The organism is [Clostridium] celerecrescens 18A (assembly GCF_002797975.1).
GTDB lineage: Bacteria > Bacillota > Clostridia > Lachnospirales > Lachnospiraceae > Lacrimispora > Lacrimispora celerecrescens.
Genome location: NZ_PGET01000001.1, coordinates 651,910 through 675,424, shown reverse-complemented (window position 1 = coordinate 675,424; position 23,515 = coordinate 651,910). Strand labels below are relative to the sequence as shown.

Genomic DNA, 23,515 nt, shown 5'->3' with positions numbered 1-23,515 from the left:
AATAATTTATAGGATTTTTAAGTACAGATTTCTTGCATCCTCTGCAGTTACGAGACGCATATTATTTACCAGCAAGCGCTGCACTTGCATACTAGCCTCAACTAAGCCATCCAAATCCTCGAGTGGAACGCCGAATTCCTTTAAGCTGGTTGGAATTTCTAAATGATGTACGATCCGCTCAAGCTGTTCAATCAACCATTCTGCCTTTTCATTCGTTGTCTGGCAGATCGTTTCGGTGTCATGACAGCAGCGATTATAGACCTGAGCAAAACGTTCCTGACAGACAGGTGCATTAAAACGCATAACCGGTGCCAGTAAGATAGCATTGGAAACGCCGTGAGCAATGTGATACCTGCCGCCCAAGGGATAGCTTAGGGCATGAACCGCTGTGGTACCGGAAGCTGTGATGGCAATTCCGGCATAGAATGCAGCAATCTGCATCTTGTTCTTCGCTTCCATCGCCTCGGGATCATCACAGGCAGGGATAATATTGTTCAAAATCAGATCAAGCGCTTCCATTGCAAAGGTGTCTGAGAATGGATTCGCCTTTTTGCTGGTGTAGCACTCAATGGCGTGAGCTAAGGCATCCACGCCGGTAGAGGCAGCTATCGGTCTGGGTAAATTTTTAATCATGCGGGCATCTAAAATCACATAATCAGCAATCATATTTTCATTTACTATACCAATTTTCAGCTCCTTTTCCGGAACTGCGACAATTGCATTTGGAGTTACCTCCGCACCGGTGCCTGCAGTGGTGGGAATCAGAATTGTTGGTACACACTTTTTTGCACGCCCCGGCTCATCGAGTAGTTCCTTTACACCGTATTCGTCGGTTACTAGTACACTGGCCAGCTTAGCAGCATCCAAAACACTGCCGCCGCCGCAGGCAATCATCATATCTGCACCGCTTGCTTTGAATTGATCAACAATATTCTGCACCGCTGTGTAGGATGGCTCTGGTGGAATCTCGTCCAGTACATAGTAATCTGCTCCCGCAGCCTTTACTGCAGCTTCCGGCAAATCAAACAGGCCGGAGGCATGTATTCTCTTGTCGGTAAACATGGCTACACGTTTAACCTGATGATTCTTTAGGATTGCGGTAATATTGTCTATTGAGTTTTCACCGCCGTAAACGGCATGGGGCAATTTTACATTGTATACAGTCTGCATCTGACATCACTCCTTTTGATATCCATTCAGTAAAAGACTTCCTTGTGGTTGTTGCTTATTTTGTACCTTCGCCGGAGGTAGGGTTGTACACGCCGACGAACTCACGCTTTGCGCCGATAACATCTTCTTCGGTGAAGCTGACGTATTTAATGCACTTACGGGTGTACGCTGCGTATGTTAGATGCAGTCTGCCATCGGTGCTCTGCATCAGGTAAGGATACTCGTACTGCTTGTTGTTTGTTTTGTTCTCCTCACCGATGTATCCCTCGCCGCGTTCCATCAAGCGGATTAACGGGAAAGTAAGGCCGCCGTCCTCGGACAGTGCCACAGCAACCGGGCAGCGAAGCCCCGGCCATGCAGCTTTGCCTGGAACAGGTGATGGAGTGGCGGTGGGATTATATGCCACAGCAACACGGCCGCTTTTGGTGCGGATAGCACTTATAGAGGAGTTATGGTTTGGCAAAGGAGTAGGTTTCGGCTCTGACCAGGTTTCGCCCCAGTCCAGAGATTCGCTGCGGTAGACATTGTCTGCCTCACGGCTGCGCATGAAAGCTGCAAGGTGCCCGTCTTCAATCTCAACAATGGTAGGATGAACACGGCCACGGCTGTTCGGCATCTCTACCATACGCCAGGATTTACCCTGGTCATCTGAAATCTGAAATACGCTGGGGTCACCGGAAAGACCTTCTTTAGAGTCGGTGCACAGCCAGTTGCCAAAAATCCAGCGGCCATTTTTCAGAATCTGAATCGGCTGGCGGCAGAAGCTGCCCTCTCTTTGGAAGACGGTTTCATAGCCGCCCCAGGTCAGGCCGCCATCAAAGCTTTTTTGGCATCTGATCTGAGAGGTGAACTGCATGTTGTCTTTGCCCGCAATACGGTCCAGCTGTGCGGTGTACATACACCAAACAGCGCCGTCTGGGCCGTAGAACAAAGATGGATTCTGCTCGCTGCGCTTTGGGTCGCCGGAAACAGAGACCGGCGACCTCCATCGATCGGCCCCCTTTGGAAGACGGGCACATACAATATGTACGTCAGCTTCCCCTTCATAAGTTCCCGCAAACCAGCAACACAGCATGTCACCGTTTGGCAGCTCCAGCATGGCTGGAGAATGACAGGTAGCGAAAGGGCCGGGAGGTACCATGGATTCCACAGTACCCATTTCCTCGTTGCGGTAGATACGGCCGTCTAAAGTCAAACCGGCGAGAGTAGGATAGTTCATAATATATACCTCCATTATTATTTTGTTATTTTAAGGAAATCTTTTCTGCTAATTTTATAAGCAGATCCTGATCTCCAAAACCACCGGATTTTGAAATAATATGATATGTTTTTTCTTTATAAGTAAATTTTGTTAAAACAACGCCGGTTGTCATTTCGCAAATTGGCGTCAGCTCCGAAACACCTACCGCTTTCATTAATGCCATCAGCGTATCGCCGCCGGTACACAAAAGAGTAGCATTCAGACCGTCGTCAAGCATTCGCTTAATCAAAGCTGCCAGATTGTCTGAAATTAGCACCCGTAGCTGTTCTGTTGTCAGGTTGTGTTCCCTTGCGTAGATATCGGTATCCTCACACCCTTCCGGGTCATTAACATCAAGAATAAACCGTTTTTTTGCCGATGCCTGTGCCAGCCATTGTTGAACACATTCGACCGCCGCCTCACTATCCCCCCAGCGGCCTTCCAGTTTTTGAACAGGGGTCAAATTTACATGTGGAAAGCCCTGTTCCCGTGCCGCCTTCATTTGGCTGATCGTAACTGGATTGACACTGCCACAAGCTATAAACAGGATATCTTCAAGCTTTGGTATCTCCGGGGCAGGTCCCTTCAAATTCAGCAAATCTGCCATCACCGCCGCAAACCCGGCACATCCTGCACAGAATCGCAGCCGATCCAGGCCCAGTTCTCTGCCGATGTGTTTTAAATCTGCATCTGTTTCAGCATCAAATACCTGGATGCCGGGATTTGAAATTTTATGCTCTTCATTTCGTGGGTGTATCAACACCGGCACATTCGTTTGCTGTCCAAGGATATCCGCCACCGCCGAGTCCAAAATCGGTTCAAAAGGATCCTGGCCAAATACGCTCTGGTCCACAGGTACACCGTCAATATAGTGAATTCCCTCCCGGGTGACTCTGCCCAGTTTGGGAAAGGCAGGGAGAAATGGTATGGTGTCGATACCAGCTGCGTCCATCAGTGCCGTCAATTCACTGCCAATATTTCCCCGCAGTGCGGAGTCTGTCTTTTTATAAATGTAAGCAATTCCGGCTTGATATGCTCTATGCACTGCGCGGTACACAATCTCATACGCCTCCTGCGGCTGCACATGCCGGGTTTCTGCAACCATAACTAAAACTTCCACTGTTTTTTCAATTGAACGGAAATCATAGTATAAATCTGTGACCACGATTGTTGCCGCACCCCTGGCTGCAAACTGCACGCCGGTATCAAGTGCTCCCGTGAAGTCATCAGCAATGATTAAAAGCTTTACCATGCATTCACCTCTTGTTGTTTCATTTTGAAACAGTTAAGAAGGGCTAATTCCTTATTTTGTACATTACGGAAATTGTTAATCCCTTTTTTATTAAATTTATATTCATTTTATATAAATCCAACTGCTTTCGTCAAGTTATTTTCGCTTCATAATCGTTTATATTTGAAACATACGAAAAATTTGTTGCTTAATTTTTGTGCATTTGGTATAATATGTTCATATATGAAACGAATTATTGAGGTGCCTATGAAGAATTATATTCGTGTTTTGGGCATTGCGCCCTATGAGGGAATGAAAAATCAGATGCTCAATCTGGCGAAAGAATATCCCCAGATTGATTTAACAGTCTATGTGGGTGATATGGAGCAGGGTCTTATCATCGCCCGGAATAACTTTCATGGGGATTACGATGTGGTAATATCCCGTGGTGCTACGGCACAGATGTTGCGGCAGCAGTTAACCATACCGGTTATCGAGATTGAAATTTCTATGTACGATATTCTCTGTGCCATCAAACTGGCGGGCGGGCTGAAAAAAAAGACTACCATGATTTCATTCGCCGATATTCGAAACCATGTGCTGCCTCTGTGCGAATTGCTGGAATGCGACATTGATATCCATACCGTAGATTCTATTGAGGCGGTGGAGCCGACACTGCGCAGTCTTCAGGATCAACAATGCGAGACAATCCTCTGCGACGTGATTGTTAACACCGCAGCCCAGCGGCTTGGAATCAATTCTTTCCTTATCACCTCCGGGATAGACAGTATCCGAAATGCCTTTAACGAGGCATTTCTGCTGTGTGAAAGCCAACAATACCTGCGAGATGAAAACTTGTTTTTTCGAGAACTTATTCGCGGGCAGATCGGGCATACAATTGTTTTTGACAGTCAGGGAAATCTGTTTCTGTCCACGCTGGAAGATTTAAAGCCCGAATTATTGGAATTGCTGCGTCAGGAACTATCCCAGGCTGGACAGGAAGGAGATCAGCGGATCAGCCGTTCTCTGAAAGGCATGCGCTACTCCATTCGTGTTCGGCAAATTGCCAGCGGTTCTTTGCGATATACCGCCTTTTTCTTCGATGAAAGAAAATTGCCGGTATCCTCAAACCAGATGGGGATCAGTTTCTCCGGCCGAGCAGAGGCAGAGGCAGCTTACTACAACAGCATTTTCAGCTTTGCAGGGAACCTCCAAGGTTTTCAGCAGGAAATTGACCAGATAGGCCAAAGCACTGCCCCTGTCATCTTCACAGGTGAGGATGGCACAGGTAAGGAATCCATCGTCAGCATGTTTTACATCAGAGGCCCGCTGCACAACAACCCTCTGGTGTCCATCAACTGCAGCCTGCTGAACGACCGCAGCTGGGCGTTTCTTATGGAGCATCACAACTCCCCATTGGCAGACGAGGGCAGCACTCTATACTTTGCGAATGTGGATGTATTATCTCTGGAACGGCAGTACCAGCTAATCGCTGTGCTAAAAGAGATGGATGTGTGCCAGCGAAACAGGGTAATGATTTCCTGTGTTTGTCAAAGCGGCGAATATATATCTAAAGTAGGTGCTCTTTTTCGAGAAAAGCTTTCCTGTCTTTCCTTATATCTTCCGCCGTTGCGTCAGCTCTCTCATCAGATTCCCACTTTGATGAATCTATGTCTGAGCCACATGAACGTCCACATGCCCCGGCAGATTTTAGGTGCTGATCCAGAAGCGCTGTCTCTTCTGCAAAGTTACAACTGGCCCCATAATTACACCCAATTCCGCCGTGTAATTGGGGAACTTGCAATAACGGGTACCAGCCAAATCATTACTGCCGAAAATGTCCGTCAGGTACTACGTAAGGAGCGGCACGTTGGCGCGTTCTCCTCCTTAAAAGAAAATGCCGCTACTCCTCTGGATTTAAACCGTACGCTTTCAGAAATCAGCCAGGACATCGCTATCCGGGTGGTAGGCGAAACCGAGGGCAACCACACCGCCGCAGCCAAACGCTTGGGTATCAGCCGTACAACCCTATGGCGTCTGTTGCAAAAATAATACGCAATAAAGCACACAAGTATCTGTCAACGAAACATATGAGTGCCTGGACGGGGCAAAAAAGCTAGTAAAACATTGTTTACTAGCTTCAGACTACATACAAAGGAGCTAAGGTATAAGCCCTAGCTCTATTTTTATCTTATTTTTTAGTTCTTTTATAAAGCGACTGCATGCCTCTCAACACCTTCTCCATCGGCTTACCTTTTGCCAGTTCGTCCACCAGCTTATCTAACCAGCGTACCTTCTGCATAAGCGAATCTTCGATTTCCTCGACGCGAACCCCACAGATTACTCCGGTGATTTCAGAAGCGTTCGGATTAATTTGAGGGGCTTCGGCAAAGAACGTCTCAAAATCAACATCTTTTTCGATTTGAGACTGTAATCTGTGTTCATCGTAACCTGTCAGCCATTGGATGACGGTATCGACTTCCGCCTTCGTGCGTCCTTTACGTTCAGCTTTTTGAATATACAGAGGGTAGACCCCAGAAAATTTCATTTTGTATACACGTTCGTTATTCATCTTCACCCCTCCAGTTTCTTCGGCGCTTCTTCAGCGACGACATTCCAGTTCATGCCGAACTTGTCCGTTACTGCGGCGTGGAACATGCTGTAGAAGGTCTCAGTCGGTGGGAGTACCACCTCGCCACCTACGCAAAGCGCATTAAAGATAGCCGTCGCTTCCTCGCCTGTGGGTACCGTGGCGGTTAATTTGATGTTGCTGCCGTTCCTGGGCGGCATTGCTTCATCAGCAAACCAGAAGTTCGTGCCGCAAATTGCCATCTCGGCGTGCATAACCCAAGTACGCAGCAGTTCCGGCGGTGTCTTTGATCCCTCCGGCATATAATCACCGTAAGGCAGGACTTTTGGCTCGTCGCAATGAAAGACTGCGCGGTAGAAATCCAGCGCGTCTTTGCAGTTACCGTAGAAGGTAAGGTAAGGTATTATCATGGTTTCTTCTCCTTTTTTTGTTTTTGGGATAAATCAGGTAGTAATTGCCCTGCACCTGCTTGTTGAATTTAGTATAACATAATATCTGTTTAATACGCACCCATCGATTAACATCTATAACCTTATTTGTCTTGCATAAATGCCACTCCCGGTTTCCTCTCCAATTGTACTGCCTTCTCTTCTGTTTTAGCTCTGCAAAATACCGTAAGGTGCATACATCATATTACTCCCTACTCTTATATTATAAAAAGGAAATAAATTAGAGGCATGCCTCTAATTTATCTCCTTTAACTCACCTGTAATCATGTATATCGTTCTTTCACATATATTGGTAGAATGGTCGGCGATTCTCTCAAGATACCGTCCTAAGAACAGAAGTTTCGTACCTTGTTTTGTAAGTTCCCTTTTTTCTGTGATGATGTTGAGAAAATCATTTATAACGGTTTCATAGAGCCTGTCAACATCCTCATCCCTCTCAGCTGCCTTTTCTGCAAGGGCAATGTCCTCATTTACAAAGGCATCAAGGCTCATTTTTAACATTTTCTGAGCAATATCTGCCATCCTTGGAATATCTTTTAGGGAATTTAAAATGGGTTCTTCGCCAATCTCAAGTATTACCTCTGCAATGTTCACTGCATTATCACCCATTCTCTCAAGATCTGTTATGATTTTCAGAACCGATGCTATTGTCCTTAAATCCTTGGCGAGAGGCTGCTGAAGGGCAAGAAGCATCATACATTCCTTTTCAATTTCAAGTTCTAACTGATCTATTTCGTCATCTTTCTTCAAAACATTCCTTGCAAGTACAAGATCTTGAGTATTCATTGCAGTCACTGCCGTGTCAATAATATTCTCAACCAGAGTTCCCATTTTTAATACCTTTTGTTTAACTTCAAGTATCTTCTGTGTAAAACGTTCTCTAACCAATATGCTCATCTCCTTTTACAAAAGCTTATAGAATAAATGGAATCTTAGCCAAATCTTCCGGTAAGGTAATCGTTCGTTCGATTATCCTTGGGGAATGAAAAAACCTCTTGGGTATAACCTTGTTCTATTAAATCTCCCATTAACATAAATGCAACCCGGTCAGCGATACGTCCAGCCTGCTGAACGGTATGCGGTGCAATGATAATGGTATATTGCTCCTTAAGCTGTATTAAGGATTCCTCAATTTTGGCCGTTGATATTGGGTCAAGAGCTGAACAGGGTCTGTCCAGCAAAATAACCTCCGGCTCAAGAGCCAAAACCCTGGCAATACACAAGCGCTGCTGCTGACCACCGGATAACCTGGCTGCAGGAGTATCCAGCCTGTCTTTGACATCATCCCAGAGGGCAGACATACGCAGAGCCTTTTCTACTTCCTCTGCCACATCCGCCTTGGTTTTCATTCCGCCCATACGGGGCCCCAATGCGACATTGTCAAAGATGGACATAGGAAGAGGTGTTGGTACATCAAAGACCATCCCTACCCTGCGGCGCAGTTCTGTAACATTAACATCCGGGTCAAAGATGTTTTTCCCATCTAAAAGTATCTCACCCTCCTGTCGGGCCCCCACAGTCAAGTCACTCAGACGGTTTAGAGTGCGAAGCAGTGTTGTTATACCACTGTTGGCTGGACCAAAAACTGCCATAATCCGATTTTTAGGTATCTCCAGGTTCAGTTCTTTAATAACCTGCTTTTGTTGATAAAAGAAGTTTAATCCTTTTATCTCTATTTTTGATTTCTGTGTCATTTTTCACCTCTTAACGGCCTTTCGCTATGAATCTATTGACCAGCATATTGAAACCAACATTAAGCAGAAGAATAAGAATAATCAGGAGCGCTGCTGTTCCATAAGCGTTATCCATGGATATTCCCTCCCTTGCCAGTATATAAAAATGTACTGCCATCGTTCGAGTTGGGGAGAAGATTGATGTTGGCATACGCAATGCTGATCCTGCGGTCAAAATAACAGCAGCTGTCTCAGCTACACATCTCCCTATGCTTAGTATTACTCCATTAACTATACCTGGGAGTGCTGATGGGAGTACCGTCCTGGTTATTGCCTGCCACTTTGTGAGTCCCAAAGAGAAGCCTACCTCCCGGTATAGCTGCGGCACAGTACGAATCGCCTCTTCTGATGTACGTATGATAGTTGGCAGAATCATGATAGCCATGGTTAATCCGCCGGACAAAATTGACCATCCCATTTTTAAGTATATAACAAAGAAGATAAAACCAAAAAGTCCATAAACAATGGATGGGATCCCTGCCAGAGACTCGGCACTGAATCGGATAATGCGGGTGACTCTGCTCTCACGTGTGTACTCCGTAAGGTATATAGCTGTTCCAATTCCAAATGGTGTTGCGACAATAACGGCTACAGCAGTCACAATCAGAGTACCGACAATGGAAGAAGAAATACCCCCAGAACGGCCCATATCCCGCGGAATATCCGTTAAAAACTGCCAGCTGAGCATAGGTATGCCCTTGACTAGTATATGGATAATTATAGAAAAAAGAATTGCAATAACAAGAAGCGCAGCTGTCCAAATCAAAACTTTTGCTATTTTTTCGGAAGTTTTCGCGTTAATTCTCATAGTGACCTCACCTCTTTCGTGTGATGTATTGGGCAGTAGCATTTAAAATCATGATAATGACAAACAATACAATACCTGTGGCAAAAAGCGCCTGCTGGTGTTCGCCAGATGCATATCCCATCTCAATGCCGATATTCGTGGTCAGTGTCCTGACAGGGTCAAGAACTGATTCAGGAAGTGCGACAGCATTACCCAGAACCATAATCACCGCCATAGTCTCACCAATTGCCCTGCCTAAACCTAATATCACGGCGGCAACAATTCCCGATTTGGCTGCAGGTAACAGCAAGGAACGTATCGTTTGCCATTGTGTCAATCCTAATGCAAGTGCCCCATCCTTATAATGGCGCGGCAGCGCAAGGAGGGATACTTCGGTGATGCTGATGATCGTTGGCAGGATCATAATACCCAAAATGATGGAACCTGCCAATATGCTTAAGCCCGGCCCTCCCAGGTAATTACGTATCATTGGTACAACGAACAATACTCCCCAGAACCCATATACCACGGAAGGTATGGCAGCCAGCAACTGGATGGCGGGTCTGAATAAGTTTCTAAGTTTTGCAGGAGCAAACTCAGCCAGAAAAATACTGCAGCAAATAGCAATGGGAACTCCCAGGATTGCTGCTCCTAATGTGACCGATACAGATCCTACTATCATCGGGAAAATGCCATAGGCGCCTTGGCTGGGAGCCCATTTCATACCAAAAACAAAGTTTATTATACCTACCTTTGCAATAATAGGTATACCTTTTATAAATATAAACACAGTGATTAACGCCAGCACCGATAAAGTCGAAAGAGCAATTAGAAGAAACACACGCTCAGATAATTTTTCTTTAAAATTCTTCATTTTCCTGCCCCCTCTGCTGATGGAATAAGCCCCTCTTTGCTTAGCAATTTTTGCCCTTCTGAAGAAAGGGTAAAATCTATGAATTTTCTATTTAACCCGGTCGGTTCCCCGTCAGTGACAAATAAAAACTGCCTGGACAGTCTATAGCTGCCATTCATTATATTTTCTCGTGTCGCTTCGATACCATCTAAATGTAAAGCTTTCACTTCATCCGTAACCAATCCCAAAGAGATAAATCCTATGGCATTGGGGTCATCCGCAACCAATTGCCGTACCGCCCCATTGGAATCCTGGACGATAGCTTTCGAGGTAATCTCTTTTTCACCCATCACAAGCTCTGCAAAGGCACTTCTTGTACCCGATCCTTCTTCTCGCGCTATGATATTGATCTTTGACTTTGAACCTCCCAATTGACTCCAGTCGGTAATCGTAGCTGCGTAAATATCGCAAATCTGATCTGCAGTAAGGTCTTGTATCGGATTCCTTGGGTTCACTATTAATACCAATCCATCCTTAGCAATTTCTACATTCCACAGATTTTTCTCCTCATCGGTCAATGCCCGGGAGGACATTCCAATATCAGCACTGTGTGTCTTGGTTGCCGTAATACCGGCCGAAGATCCTCCGCCCTGGATATCAATCACAGCGTCTGGATTTAAAGCCATATACTCTTCTGCCAGAATCTCAGCATAGGGTTGTACGGAAGTTGAGCCTGCAACAATCGTGGCTGCGCCAGGTGCTTGGCTGCATGCAGTCAGCACCCCCATAGAAAGGGTCATTATCACTATGCTGACAGAACCTTTTATTCGTCTTAATAATTTGCATGTTACAATATTTTTCCTCATGTCTCTCACAAAAATCAAACATCAAAATCATCTACTTTGATAAAACTCTAATGTTCGATTTCCTCCATTTCTCAGAATATATTAAAGAACTGCAAGTTCACTTTTTAAAATTTTTTTATCCGAACCGACCTGTAATATAGTCCTCGGTGCGTTTATCCTTAGGATTAGCAAAAATTTCAGCTGTAGGAGCGTATTCGACCAATGTCCCCGCTCTATCATGATCCATCATCATAAACGCAGTCATATGAGACACCCTTGCCGCTTGTTCCATACTATGAGTTACAATAATGATCGTATATTTTTGAGCCAGTTCCTCCATTAACCCCTCAACCTGCATTGTAGATTCCGGATCAAGAGCACTGCAGGATTCATCCATTAATAAAACCTCAGGCTCCACAGCCAATGCACGGGCAATACACAGACGCTGCTGCTGGCCCGGCGAAAGATCAAAAGCAGATTCTTTCAGTTTGTCCTTAACTTCGTCCCATAAAGCTACCTGGTTTAAGTTCCTTTCCACAATCTCATCAAGACGAGCTCTTTGCTTTATTCCATGATGCCTTGGACCAAAGGCCATATTATCATACACAGACATGGGAAAGGGGTTCGGTTTTTGAAAAACCATACCAACTCTTTTTTTCAGTGCAACGACATCCATACTTTTATCATAAATAGAAACACCATCAAGCAAAATTTTCCCCTCTACCCTAACTCCTGGTATCGGGTCATTCATACGATTAAAAAGACGCAGAAGGGAAGATTTACCGCATCCCGACGGACCAATTATGGCTGTGATAGCACATTCCTTAATATCCATTGTAACATTCCTCAGCGCTTGGAAGTTGCCATAAAAAAGGTTTACCGCATCTGTTTTTATCTTGGCTTTTTGCCCAGACTTTAACATTTGATCATCCATTCGTCACCCTCGCTAATCTACTCCTTATTAAAACTTTAATAAGAAGATCTTATCCTTTTTAATATTTTAAATTTCTATCTTTCTCTTCACAACGAATATTAATTATACAATAATTAATGATAATAAAAGCATTATCTATGTTAATTATAGGTAAAATTTGTGTAAAATTTTCATCCCCGGAAAGAGACCAGCAGGCAAGGTAATATAAAGTCCTCTCTGCGGGATTCATAGGATACCGATATTTTCAGGTATGATTCCGAAGCATTTTTGTAAATAATTCTTCAAAGATATTTGCATCTTGTTCTTTATTACTATCTTGTCCATAATTCGAAATATATTTTCATATTCATACTGTTCATATTCACAAATTTTTGTTTATTTATACTGTTTTTAGGTTGATTACGAGGAATTATACGTATACCGTGAATCGGGCTGCTGACAACAAAAGGCGGTATGCACCTGACAAAGTGCATACCGCTGTTTTGTTATGGGGAATACATAATATCTTATCCAAAATGGAATGGAGCAGGAGTCACACGAGGGCTCTCCTGCCTTGTTATCCATAAGCAAAAACGGGAGGGAGTGTTAAGGACGGCGCAGCCGCTCGTATTATCCTTGACACTCCCTCCCACTTTTCCACCTTCGACTTATGCCAATAGGGGTGCAGGTGTTTTTATTGAGCTATGTTTTTTATAACAACGCAAAATGGGGACTTTCAATAATTGATTTCATCTGGCATAAGCAAAAAGGGTGTCCGGCGGGGTCGAGCATGACCCTCCAATTATCGGAGAATTGCTCATCTGCGATAGCCGCTCCACAATGAATGGCATATTCAACTGCCTTCTCCAAATCATTAACGGCAAAGTCTAAATGCGCCATTTGCTGCTGCGCATCAGGCTCATCCGGCCACACAGGCGGTTTATACTCAGGATTCCGTTGAAACGTTATACCAGGATATACCCCCTGCTCCGTTCCCGGAGCGCCTACACATGCCCAATCTTCATCATAAAATGGTATTTCCCAATTGAGCATCGCTGCATAAAACTTCGCTAGTTCATAAGGGTCTTTGCAATCCATCGTAAATGAGTACATTTTGATTTTCAGTTCATCAGCCATTGCGCGAATACCTCCAAATAAAAAATTGTTTTTTATGGGAAAGAATAGCAACCTTCTCCATATGTGCTGGGACAACCGTTCTTTACTGCATAATGAAACTTATTGAAATTATGTCATTGACATTTTCATTTTTTTAATAATTTCTTCTAATGACTCCATCAGAACCTTTGCCATTTCAAATTCGTTCGTTCGAAGCAGCTGTTGAATTCTGGTTTCTGTCTCTTTTTTCTTTTGCTCCAGCAGGAGATAATCTTTGTCAAAATGATTTGCATATATCATCTGTCGGAATTTACGGATGCTCATTCTGCGCACAGTGTTGTTTTCTGCCAAAAGTACATAGTCCATACAATTGGCCACCGTATAATAATCATGGGATACCATAAGAATTGCACCTTTGTACTCTGAAACCGCTTGTTCTAATGCAATCTGCGCATAAACATCCAAATGCCCCGTCGGTTCATCTAACAGCAGGAAGTTGGCTTTTTCTAATGAGAGCACCGCTAATTGAAACAAATCTTTTTCTCCACCAGATAATTCACTCACTTTCTGACCAAGCGTCTCTCCTTCAAAACCATATTTTTTTAAATAGTTCTCTATATCATTTTTTCTATCAAAGCCTTTTTCTTCGAAGATTTCAAGCAGCGTTTTCGTATCATCATATAATGAACCAGTAACCTGGGAAAACATGCCGACCTTTGCACCTTCACTAATCCTGATCGTGTCTTTCTTATTTTCAAAGATTTCACATAGCATTGTTGTTTTTCCTGTTCCATTACTCCCCACGATTGCTACATGCTCTGCAGGCTTCATTTCAAAATTCACATGCTCTAAAAGCTGCTCATCAAATGCAACACTGTAATCCGTCAATTCCAGAATATTTTCTTCTGCCACTTCATTTTCCAGATCAAAATAAATCTCCGGCTGTTTGATGTCCACGAAAGGGGCCTTAGTTTTTCTTGCTTTCAGCCGATCCACCAACGTCTGTCTTGCGTGTACGGCTCTTCCAAGGGATGCGTTGTCCATTTCCGACGCTCTCGCTCTGGATTTTTGTAAGATTTTACTTTGACGGTCAATCTCAGCTTGGTCTGCAGCTGCTGCTTCTTCTAAATCAATCTTCGTAGCAAGAAGTTCATAATTATATTCTGTATAGGTTCCATTAAATTCCTGAACATCCATATTTTCCATATGAAGTATCTTGTTAAAGCAATGGTTTAACAAATACCTGTTATGTGTAATAATAAGAAGTGTTCCTTTGTGGGCATTGATCAGATTTCTTAATGCATTCAGATGATTAAAATCCAAAAACACATCCGGTTCATCCATAATTAGAAACCTTGGACTCAGCATCATCTCTTTGATTACCTGAACCAGCTTAAATTCTCCGCCACTCAGACTACTGACTTTCTGTTCTTCTTTCTTTTGCAGATTAGCTAGTTTTAATTGTTTCCTTATATTGATTTCGTGAGAATCTCCATCAATCGCATTCCATTCATCTAACTCTTTCTGATATTCCTCGAAGATACTTTCCAGGTCTACAGCAGTCTCCATCTCCTTACAAAAGTCAAATATTATCTGCTCATGCTTTACAAATTCATCGCTTATATACTGAAATACGGTCATATCTTCTTTTAGATCTAATTGTGAAAATTGACTGACATATCCGATTCTGCTTGCATTGTCAATTTCTATTTTACCATCGTACAGATACTCTTCGGAGTGCATTAGTAAATCGAGTAACGTACTTTTTCCTGTACCGTTGGTACCAATCAACGCACAATGTGCATTATCTTCTATTGTAAATGAAACTTTTTTATATAAATCCTTTTGCGGATATGAGTAGGACAAGTTTTGAACCTTAATCATGATTACCTCCTATGGCATTTATTTCCGATATAGTTTGACATATACTTCACAATGTGATGCAACCGTTCTTTTATATTTCGTGTCAAAATCCCACTTTACCCCGCCTACTATTAATTAAACAAGATTATTAAGCTGTTGCATTGCCATTTTTATCACCTTATTATATCGGCGTTTTGATGTAACGTCAAGACATGCTGAAATAACTGGATATTCAGGGAACACAAAGCTATAGCTAGTAATCTCATGACTGTTCTCTTTTGTAAACTCTACTTTACCGCAACAAATTTTTATATCAACAATAGACACCTAAACTTTTAATATAAAAAGTACGGGAGCCGCTTTAATATCCGTATTATTGTCCTAATCAATAATCTGATCGTGTATTCAATGAAGCTATGAAGAAGATTTCGGGTACAGATATTGAAAAACTGCTCAAAGTGTATCACTTGATTTAGTGATATTTCAACAGCTAAAACAGAGCATCCCATAGTTTATATGAACCTTCAAACTGATGTAAAATAAAATTGCTCAGTTTGGAGGTTTACACTATTTTTCAGAATTGCATTATTGCTTTCCAATATAATATGCCAAATTAAAAACACGTCCGGTTTTGTCTGTTTTCAAAACTTTGAACGTGTTTTTAAGATGAGGCAGTTGGAAAGTAAATTGCCGTATTTTGTACTACTGCCAGTTAAAACACTTAATCTTATACAAGAGCTCCACCGCCATCTACGATTATGAACTGGCCCTGAACATAACTGGAACTATCGCTGGAAAGATAGAGAACTGTACCATTTAATTCCCCTCTTCTTCCTGGACGTCCTGCCGGATTCAATGTATTATATTGGTTCAGAAAATTTTCTGACTTAAATAAAGTTTCACTCGTCATTTCACTTTCAAAAAGAGCCGGTCCAATGGCATTCACAGTGATACCATATTTGGCATAAGAAGCTGCCATACCTCTTGTTAAGCCAACCACTGCAGCTTTGGAGGAATTATAGGAATGTCTGATAAATACATCAAACTTATCTGCAACAACTGCATTTACGGATGCTATATTAATAATTTTACCATAGCCTCTTTCCTTCATCTGTGGAAGTACATATTTGCTTGCTAAAAAGATTCCCTTCACATTCGTATCAAAGGATTTATCCCAATCTTCCACGGACATGCTGTCTACACCGCCACGAACAGCAACTCCTGCATTATTTAACAAAATATCAATGTGGCCGAAGGTATCAAGCACGGTTTGCATTGCTGTTTTTACACTTTCCTCATTTGTAACATCACACCCAACAGCAACTACCTTTCTGCCTGTTTTCTCAATTTCTGCTTTTACTTCGTTTAACTTTTCAATACGTCTTGCCAGTAATGCAACGTCTGCTCCTGCTTTTGCATAGGCTAGTGCCGCATCTGCACCAAGTCCTGAGCTTGCTCCTGTTACTACAGCTACTTTTCCAGTTAAGTCAAAAAAATTTTCCATATTTATATACATCCTTTCACTTTTATCAATTGAGATCACAAATAATATTCCCCAAAATCGAATTAAATACGGCCCGTTTCCATAAATGCCGTACGGTCATAGCGTCCGGTTAACAAATATGGAATTACATCATTGGCTTCTAATTTTTCAACTAAATTAAGTTTATGTACTAACAAACTGTTCTTTGAATAAGCACCGCCTATTATGGTGTTAACAGGAAGTTCTGCCCATGGATCATCAATACTTGATTTTAAATTGAGCGAAACAATTCCCGGCTCCCATGATTGATAATTATATTCGCATTGATTCATAAGCAATGCTCCGTTCAGGAAATGAGAAACACCGTTTTCATCTGGCAGCCGGTCAAAATGGAAATAGAACCCGCCTCCAAATGTCTGCTTACCTGCTGCCGGGAATTGATAGAGGGCTGCGGTCAGAGGATTATTATATTCACCTAATTTCATGGTTGCCTCTACAAGCTGTGTTCCTCTTCTCGTTACTCCTGCTGTTACCGTGTCACCATTTCTTCTAATGACAAATTCTCCTCCCAGTTTCTTTGGGATACTTCCATTATCACGGCCGCATTGTACTGCCATTTCAGCTCCTGATCCGCCAAGTACCAGACCCATCGTATATAAGCCAAGTGTCTTACCGTAGGTTGCATAAACCCCCAAAATAGCTTCATAATAATCATCTGCAAATGTTGGATTATTCACATGGCAGATGGATAAGGTAACTACCGGCATAGAAAATGGTTTCAATGGCGGCGGAAGTATCCGCGCAATTGCTGCCGGGTCAGTAAGGTAGCTGATGTAGAGTCCCTCCTGATTATCCATTAGAGATATCTTGCCGAAGTTTGGTATTTCATTTTTGGAAACCCGAAAGCTTGGGACTTTTTGCTTTTCCTTAAATAATTCACTTCCTGCTTCATAACCTGTACGTACTGCAGGTGCAATAGTTCCATCTTTTATGGCACTTCCTATTACCTTCACCTCTGCACCCTTTGCTTCTAATTCAGAAACCAAAGATTGATCCGGTCTGAATCCAAGAGAAAGTACGACTGCGTCGGCAGATACATTTACTTCTGCATGATCTTCCAATCTCTCCAGTACAATCCTGTTTAATTTTATCTCTTTTAAGGAATGTCCCAGCAAATAATCTGCACCTGATTTGGCAAGCCGTCCACAGACATCAGCTACATTGGTATGGTTCGCATTTGGAGCAGGCTTATCAAGCATATCAATAATGGTGACCTGATTTCCCTCTTCACAAAGATATTCTGCCGTCTCAAGCCCTGTAAGCCCTGCACCGATCACAGCTACTTTTTTCCCTTTTAATGCTGAATTTCCTGACAGCACCGATTCCACCGTAAATACATTGTCACCCATTATTCCCGGGATTTTTCCTGGAATAATGGATGCTGAGCCTGTGGCAAGAATAACTGCATCCGGCTTATATTCCATAATCCTATCTGCGGTTGCTTCCGTATTTAATTTAACTTCTACTCCAAGCCGTTTCAATTCACCGTTATAATAATCGGCAATCCACTGCATACGATCCTTTAACGGCGGTTTCTTGGCCAGATTAACGGTTCCTCCAAGTTCACTCTGACGGTCAAGCAAAGTCACTTTGACTCCACGAAGGGCAAGGGTTTGTGCTGCACACATTCCAGCCGGTCCGCCGCCAACAACAATTGCAGTATGTCCTTTGGTATCGTGAACAAGATTCCCATATTTCCGCTCTCTTGCATATCTGGGGTTTAGTGCACATTCCGGCGGTAAACCGGCAGCGTTATATTCATTCAGACTTTCAAAGCATCGCAGACAGGAGATGCATTTGCGCAACTCATTTTCTCTTCCTTCCTGTACTTTTTTCCCCCACTCTTCATCGGCATTCCAGGTACGTCCCATGGAAATAAAATCTACTACCCCTTCTTCCAGGAATTTTTCCGCTACAGCAGGTTCTCTAAATACTGATACACCGATTACAGGAATTTTCACATGACTTTTTACTGCCAATAGCATGTCATGTCTCCAACCCTGCGGGAAAGAAATAGGTTCTATGCAGGTCATGCCTGTTTCATATAATCCACAGCTGGTATCAATAAAATCAATACCTGCCTGCTCTAACGCCATAGCAATTTTTACACCATCTTGAATATGGATATACTCTTCTGTTACGCCTGTCTTTTCCAGAAATTCTTCTACACTTAACCGGACACCGATCGGGAAATCCGGACCACATTCTTTCCGTATTCCATCGATAATTTCAATAATCAATCTTAGACGATTTTCAAAACTTCCGCCGTATTCGTCTTCTCTTTTATTTGTATAAGGAGACAAAAACTGATGCAACAGATAACCATGTGCTGCGTGTAATTCCACTCCGTCACAACCTGCTTTTTGAACTCTGACAGCACCTTCGATAAACTGCAAAATCAATTGTTTTATTTCATCTATGGTAAGTGCACGTGTCTCCTGTTTTACTAATTTACAAGGAATCGGAGACGGTGCAACTACCGGCTGTCCGCCAATAAGTGCAGACACCGTTTCACGTCCAGGATGATGCAGCTGTATAAATATCTTGCTGCCATTCTTATGTACTGCTTCCGCAAGTTCAGCCAGTGGCCCGATATGCCTGTCTTTTGTGACTGACAGCTGTCTCATAAGCCCTGCTCCATGCGTATCATTGATACGGGTAATCTCTGGTATGATGATTCCTGCACCGCCAACCGCTCTTGCTTCGTAAAAAGCAATCATATCTTCAGACGGCGATCCATCAAGATTGGCAAGTCCGCATCCCATTGGAGACATGACCAAACGATTCTTAATCGTTACCTTTCCAATTCTTCCCTCTTCAAATAATTTGTTATACATTTTTCCCCTCCTACTATGTACCTATATAAGATTATCTGCGTGAAACGATAACCTTCATAATGCCATAAGAATACGTTAAAATCAGCAATTTAACAATGTGTACCATGAATGATAAAAATTTGACAATTTGTTCATCGTGCACTATAGTAAAAATATAATTTAAACAGATCATTTCTAAAATGGGGGAAACTATGAAATTTACAAAGTTTGTAGAAAAAATCTCAGAAGAATATTCAATTGATATCCTATCACAAGGAGAAGATTTAGAAATACAGGATGTTGCTTTGATTGACAACAAGCATGATAATACGATTAGGAATACTCTTTACTTTGGTTATGATAAACAATTAGAAAATGCAGGATCTATTCCATGTCAATGCATAATTGCACGCACGGATTCTGCAGTGCCTCCCCTTCCCACTGTTGGAAGTAATATCGCTTTGGTAGAAGATGATTCTTTGTTTACCATATTCAACGATGCAAAAACTTTGATTGAAGCGACTCATAAAGGAATTTTTGAGGAACTTACTGCTATCGCTGATAAAACCCATAACATTGAAGCCGTTATTGATGCTGCCTCTGTAAGGCTTGGAAATTCTTTGCTGTTTTGTGATATGAACTTTAAAATCATTGCCACTTCTGCATCTATCCCTGTCCTCGATCCTCTTTGGATAGAAAATACAAAGAAGGGATACTGCTGTTATGAATTTATCAATGAAGTAAAAGAATTAAAATCCATACGCAACGCTTCCCAGACTACAGCCGCCATAGAAGTCACCTGCAACAAATCCCCTTTCCGTAAGTTAAGCAGTAAAGTTTTTCATAACCAAACCCAGATTGGATTTTTATTGATGATTGAAGGAGAGAACAGCTTTCTTCCTTCCCATTTTGAAATGTTAAGTACAATAAGCCATGTTATCAGCTACACCATTTCATACTATAAATCGGACTTAATTGAAAAAAACAGCATTTATCATGAAGTATTATATGATATGCTGATCGGAACGCCATCAAAGGATATCATGCCAAGACTGACAGAACTTCAATTTCCTGCCAAAATGCAGGTTCTATTCATTCGTCCTGCAAGATATCCTGGACAACCGTACTTAAAAAATCTTATATGCAAGAATCTGAAAATACAGATCCCCGGTACCCATGTTACTTATCATAATAACGGGATTGTTGCGGTCATTCCATTAAAAGAAGATACTGAAATAGGTTTAGAGTTTCTGGAAATGTTGAAATATTTTTCTAAAAAGGAACACATACGAATGGGAATCAGTAACTCTTTTTCCTGCATTGATAACTTTGTAAGCCACTATGAACAAGCACTTGCAGCATTAGAGTTGGGCCATAAATTAAACCCGGAAGAATTGGTTTACCTCTATCAAAATTATCAGATTTATGATTTGTTTTCGGAAGTAAAGAATCCGGATAAATTAGGGTGGTACTGTCATCCGGCTCTGGCAGTACTCAATCAGTATGACCATGAAAATGGATCGCAGCTGTATAAGACCTTATATGTCTACATAGAAAAGGGGTGTAACATTAAATTAACTTCAGAAAGTCTATATATCCACCGAAATTCCCTTGTCTACCGTTTAAATCGTATCACTGAAATATGCCGGGTTGATCTTACAGACATTAATACGCTTTTCCTGCTTCGGCTTTCTTTTCTCATAAACCGGTATAATGAGCGAAATAATAGCTTGGCAGCCTATCAGAATAGTATAATGCCTAACAATTTAAAATACTCGTGAGGGAATGATATCTCTTATCTTCCAAATTAAAATCGCACTAAGAAAGCAAGGTTCCGATTATTATCTTTGCCTTGCTCTCTTAGTGAACTAAATTTTTCTATCTTTTGAGATACAAGTGTCTTGTACCAATCAGATAACTAATTTCGCTTCATATCCGGTTCCATTGCCCCTGTTGGACGTCTTCCGATAAACTCATATTGCCATACTCCGGCAACCGCATCCCATTTCCAACCGGAATATTCTCCTCCTGACTCGGTAAAATAATACTAAATGCCATCAACATTAACCCAGCCCATTGCCATCTGCCCGGTCTGTGGATCGAGATAATAGCGGTAGCCGTCCAGTGGATCTATCAGCCAGCCGGTCTGCATCGCACCTCTGGTGCCATTGGAAACAGGATTTAAATAATACCATACCACTTTTTAGATGATTTGAATTTAAGTGATCTGGCTTCTGAATATAATTTAAATGAGAAGTACTTTAGCAGATATTTTAAACAAAAAACGAGAACTTCTTTTACGAAATATATAATAAAGCTGAAAATAGAACGGTCAAAAAATATGCTAAAATACTCTGATGCTCCCATTTATGAAATTGCAGCGGACTTAATTTTACCTACTTTACAAAAGTTTTTCAGAAACAGGTAGGTATTTCTCCCTCCCAATATAGAAAAAAAGCTGGTAACTCACGGCCTTCCAAATAATCAAACAAATAAATATGACGAATCCGATCGCAATAAAAAGCGATGACAGGCAGCTTAGAAATATACCCATATCATTTATAACCAATTGTACAATCATTGAAATAGCAAATAATAATACCGAAGTCCCGGTTATGCCGGCACCTATTTACCAACAGTTTTTTTCAACTTCTTCACCCACCTTACTTCTGGTTATATATACATCCTGAATGATAACCACACTAAATTGGATTTATCTTTTATTTCTTTATTATCGTAGCAAAGGCATAAAACCTATCAACCTGTTTACTTTTTTCTTTTCTCCATAAATGGCTACTCCCAAATATGTGTGATCTTTCTCTGGTACACACGCCGCTTTGGTAATATACTCACTATACACATTACAGCATTGTGCTACATCAGAAAAATCAACAACAACTAAATCACTAAACTCCGGGGTATACAACCGTTTCCTCAAATCTTTTAAAACGTCCTTATTGCCTTTTAGCATTGCAATTGGCATTGTTATAATTCCTAAATGTGTTTTCTCTGTGGCATCGATAACATCAGCTCCCACTTGCTCTGGAATCTGCTTCCCCAATGTCACCCCTAAGATAGCTGAGGTGTTGGCTATTACACCGATTGGCAGTTCTGAATCTATGACCATTACACATTTCATATCGTAATCATTCAATTTTAAGCTCTCCTTTTTAAAAAATCTTATTCTCGGATATAAACAACCCTGCTAACGTAAGAACTATTCCAAATACAGCAATACCTGTGATTTTTTCTCGTAATATGATAACAGAAGTAGCAACCGTTATTACAGGAACTTGTTTCGTAAAATAGCGAAGCAAATAATATTTACTTAACCCGGTTAGATTACTTAATTCATTTAATGTGATGTTCTTCACGTAATTTTTCTCCAAAAACTCACAAATGGCCTTGGTTTCCAAACTTTGTCCTGATTTTGGTGATTGTATCACATCTGTATATTCTTTAATTAACTGCTCCAAGAGCAAAAAGAATATTTCTTCTTTTCTGAAATCCTCCTCATCCTGTATGATCACCAAATGCAGCTCTCTTAATAGTAAACCAATTCATTATGAAAAATTACCGGTGTTGTAAAATAAGGCAAATCGTCCCTTCCTGTTATTTCATAAACAGCTTTACTCATAACTTCAGGTTGAATATTGATACAGCGATAATCCAGCGTTTTGCCATCGATTAGTTCGCTGGTATGATTATCTCCGGGATTGAACAGTAACAGATCTCCTTGTTCTATGGTATACTCCTTGTTCTTACACGATAAATACCGACTTCCGTTTTCGATGAATCCTATTACATAATACTCATGAAAATGATTGTGGAATTTTTGCATGATCCCTTGAAAATGATATGCTTCTATTTTAAGTTCCACATCAAATTTCACTGTTCTTATTTCTTTTGTAAAGGGGTTACCTCCTTCCTAATGATTTGATATCTAATGTATCACATATCTTTACATCATTCTTGTATGATATTGACCTTGCTTGATAATTGTTTTCCTGACTTCTTTCAATTACTGTATTGGCAAGTCTGCGTGATGCCCATATCAGGGTGAATGCCTTACGCACACCATATCCCTTGCAGGCATAGGAGGTACGGTCATTTGCTGCCCGATATATGGAAAAGAGGATATACGCTTCTGCAACGTATACTCTCTGTGTTTTTTACTCATTCTCCCCCAAATTGCTGATGCCGTCTGTCAAATCGTGATTTTTAAAACGGTGAAAGCGGGCATTTTTAGGCTCATTTTTCCTCGTTTTTCGACCAAAATCCACTACATCTTGTGGTTGTCTCCCTTAATTCTTATGTGAACCACAATTTTTCATTAATATTATCGTCTCAACGTGTGTTGAGGCAG

General features: G+C 41.7%; 22 protein-coding genes and 1 pseudogene. 4 read left to right on the top strand and 19 right to left on the bottom strand.

The window, feature by feature from the left end; all coding sequences use genetic code 11:
- Nucleotides 1-6: 6 nt before the first annotated feature.
- From H171_RS03185 to H171_RS03175, 3 genes are read right to left on the bottom strand one after another with little or no spacing between them, the layout of a single operon-like run.
- Nucleotides 7-1,170, bottom strand: coding sequence for an iron-containing alcohol dehydrogenase (locus H171_RS03185; RefSeq protein ID WP_100303851.1), 1,164 nt, complete (start codon nt 1,168-1,170; stop codon nt 7-9).
- A 55-nt stretch (nt 1,171-1,225) separates the two neighbouring features.
- Nucleotides 1,226-2,389 carry a sialidase family protein gene (locus H171_RS03180; protein ID WP_100303850.1) on the bottom strand — a complete coding sequence of 388 codons (1,164 nt, stop codon included), beginning with the start codon at nt 2,387-2,389 and terminating at the stop codon, nt 1,226-1,228.
- Between the two features lie 25 nt (nt 2,390-2,414).
- Nucleotides 2,415-3,662: a four-carbon acid sugar kinase family protein gene (locus tag H171_RS03175; RefSeq protein ID WP_100303849.1), complete on the bottom strand. Its 1,248-nt coding sequence runs from the start codon at nt 3,660-3,662 to the stop codon at nt 2,415-2,417.
- A gap of 246 nt (nt 3,663-3,908) precedes the next feature.
- On the opposite strand from H171_RS03175, the gene H171_RS03170 reads away from it, so the two are divergent.
- Nucleotides 3,909-5,693 (top strand): PrpR N-terminal domain-containing protein, encoded by a 1,785-nt coding sequence (locus H171_RS03170; RefSeq protein ID WP_100303848.1) that lies wholly within the window; start codon nt 3,909-3,911, stop codon nt 5,691-5,693.
- Nucleotides 5,694-5,832: 139 nt separating this feature from the next.
- On the opposite strand, the gene H171_RS03165 is transcribed toward H171_RS03170, so the two are convergent.
- From H171_RS03165 to H171_RS03110, 12 genes are all read right to left on the bottom strand, one after another.
- Nucleotides 5,833-6,213 carry a DUF2200 domain-containing protein gene (locus tag H171_RS03165; RefSeq protein ID WP_100303847.1) on the bottom strand — a complete coding sequence of 127 codons (381 nt, stop codon included), beginning with the start codon at nt 6,211-6,213 and terminating at the stop codon, nt 5,833-5,835.
- A gap of 2 nt (nt 6,214-6,215) precedes the next feature.
- Nucleotides 6,216-6,641, bottom strand: a complete 426-nt coding sequence (locus H171_RS03160) for a VOC family protein (RefSeq protein ID WP_100303846.1) — start codon at nt 6,639-6,641, stop codon at nt 6,216-6,218.
- A gap of 273 nt (nt 6,642-6,914) precedes the next feature.
- Nucleotides 6,915-7,577, bottom strand: coding sequence for a phosphate signaling complex protein PhoU (gene phoU / locus H171_RS03155; RefSeq protein ID WP_242976845.1), 663 nt, complete (start codon nt 7,575-7,577; stop codon nt 6,915-6,917).
- A gap of 35 nt (nt 7,578-7,612) precedes the next feature.
- Nucleotides 7,613-8,374 (bottom strand): phosphate ABC transporter ATP-binding protein, encoded by a 762-nt coding sequence (locus tag H171_RS03150; RefSeq protein ID WP_100303844.1) that lies wholly within the window; start codon nt 8,372-8,374, stop codon nt 7,613-7,615.
- A 10-nt stretch (nt 8,375-8,384) separates the two neighbouring features.
- Nucleotides 8,385-9,221, bottom strand: coding sequence for a phosphate ABC transporter permease PstA (gene pstA, locus H171_RS03145; protein ID WP_100303843.1), 837 nt, complete (start codon nt 9,219-9,221; stop codon nt 8,385-8,387).
- 7 nt (nt 9,222-9,228) lie between these two features.
- A complete protein-coding gene (pstC, locus tag H171_RS03140; RefSeq protein WP_100303842.1) occupies nt 9,229-10,074 on the bottom strand; it encodes a phosphate ABC transporter permease subunit PstC in 846 nt (281 codons plus the stop codon).
- Nucleotides 10,071-10,919 carry a phosphate ABC transporter substrate-binding protein gene (locus tag H171_RS03135; RefSeq protein ID WP_100303841.1) on the bottom strand — a complete coding sequence of 283 codons (849 nt, stop codon included), beginning with the start codon at nt 10,917-10,919 and terminating at the stop codon, nt 10,071-10,073. Before H171_RS03135 ends, pstC begins: the two co-directional genes overlap by 4 nt.
- A gap of 115 nt (nt 10,920-11,034) precedes the next feature.
- Nucleotides 11,035-11,832, bottom strand: a complete 798-nt coding sequence (pstB, locus tag H171_RS03130) for a phosphate ABC transporter ATP-binding protein PstB (protein ID WP_100303840.1) — start codon at nt 11,830-11,832, stop codon at nt 11,035-11,037.
- A 690-nt stretch (nt 11,833-12,522) separates the two neighbouring features.
- Nucleotides 12,523-12,948 (bottom strand): VOC family protein, encoded by a 426-nt coding sequence (locus H171_RS03125; protein ID WP_100303839.1) that lies wholly within the window; start codon nt 12,946-12,948, stop codon nt 12,523-12,525.
- Between the two features lie 108 nt (nt 12,949-13,056).
- Nucleotides 13,057-14,811 (bottom strand): ATP-binding cassette domain-containing protein, encoded by a 1,755-nt coding sequence (locus H171_RS03120; RefSeq protein WP_100303838.1) that lies wholly within the window; start codon nt 14,809-14,811, stop codon nt 13,057-13,059.
- 706 nt (nt 14,812-15,517) lie between these two features.
- On the bottom strand, nt 15,518-16,294 hold the full coding sequence (locus H171_RS03115) for an SDR family NAD(P)-dependent oxidoreductase (protein ID WP_100303837.1): 777 nt from the start codon (nt 16,292-16,294) through the stop codon (nt 15,518-15,520).
- A gap of 62 nt (nt 16,295-16,356) precedes the next feature.
- The gene (locus tag H171_RS03110; RefSeq protein ID WP_100303836.1) at nt 16,357-19,170 is read right to left on the bottom strand and encodes an oxidoreductase; all 2,814 of its coding nucleotides are present in this window, start codon (nt 19,168-19,170) and stop codon (nt 16,357-16,359) included.
- 191 nt (nt 19,171-19,361) lie between these two features.
- Here H171_RS03110 and H171_RS03105 point away from each other — a divergent pair, with 191 nt between their 5' ends.
- A complete protein-coding gene (locus H171_RS03105) occupies nt 19,362-20,930 on the top strand; it encodes a PucR family transcriptional regulator (RefSeq protein ID WP_100303835.1) in 1,569 nt (522 codons plus the stop codon).
- Between the two features lie 266 nt (nt 20,931-21,196).
- Here H171_RS03105 and H171_RS24035 read toward each other — a convergent pair whose 3' ends face one another.
- Nucleotides 21,197-21,349 (bottom strand): hypothetical protein, encoded by a 153-nt coding sequence (locus H171_RS24035; protein WP_157803104.1) that lies wholly within the window; start codon nt 21,347-21,349, stop codon nt 21,197-21,199.
- Between the two features lie 12 nt (nt 21,350-21,361).
- On the opposite strand from H171_RS24035, the gene H171_RS24955 reads away from it, so the two are divergent.
- Together H171_RS24955 and H171_RS24950 are read left to right on the top strand one after the other, a co-directional pair.
- Nucleotides 21,362-21,577, top strand: coding sequence for a helix-turn-helix domain-containing protein (locus tag H171_RS24955; RefSeq protein ID WP_157803103.1), 216 nt, complete (start codon nt 21,362-21,364; stop codon nt 21,575-21,577).
- Nucleotides 21,541-21,633, top strand: a pseudogene (locus H171_RS24950) (AraC family transcriptional regulator); the annotation flags it as partial. The gene H171_RS24955 and the pseudogene H171_RS24950, both read left to right, overlap by 37 nt.
- Nucleotides 21,634-21,880: 247 nt before the next feature.
- Here H171_RS24950 and H171_RS03090 read toward each other — a convergent pair.
- From H171_RS03090 to H171_RS24775, 3 genes are read right to left on the bottom strand one after another with little or no spacing between them, the layout of a single operon-like run.
- Entirely contained in the window at nt 21,881-22,288 is a 408-nt protein-coding gene (locus tag H171_RS03090) for a DUF2000 domain-containing protein (protein WP_408645658.1), read from the bottom strand.
- A gap of 31 nt (nt 22,289-22,319) precedes the next feature.
- Nucleotides 22,320-22,682, bottom strand: coding sequence for a hypothetical protein (locus tag H171_RS24780; RefSeq protein ID WP_330404146.1), 363 nt, complete (start codon nt 22,680-22,682; stop codon nt 22,320-22,322).
- An 11-nt stretch (nt 22,683-22,693) separates the two neighbouring features.
- On the bottom strand, nt 22,694-23,041 hold the full coding sequence (locus H171_RS24775) for an AraC family ligand binding domain-containing protein (RefSeq protein ID WP_330404145.1): 348 nt from the start codon (nt 23,039-23,041) through the stop codon (nt 22,694-22,696).
- Between the last annotated feature and the right edge of the window lie 474 nt (nt 23,042-23,515).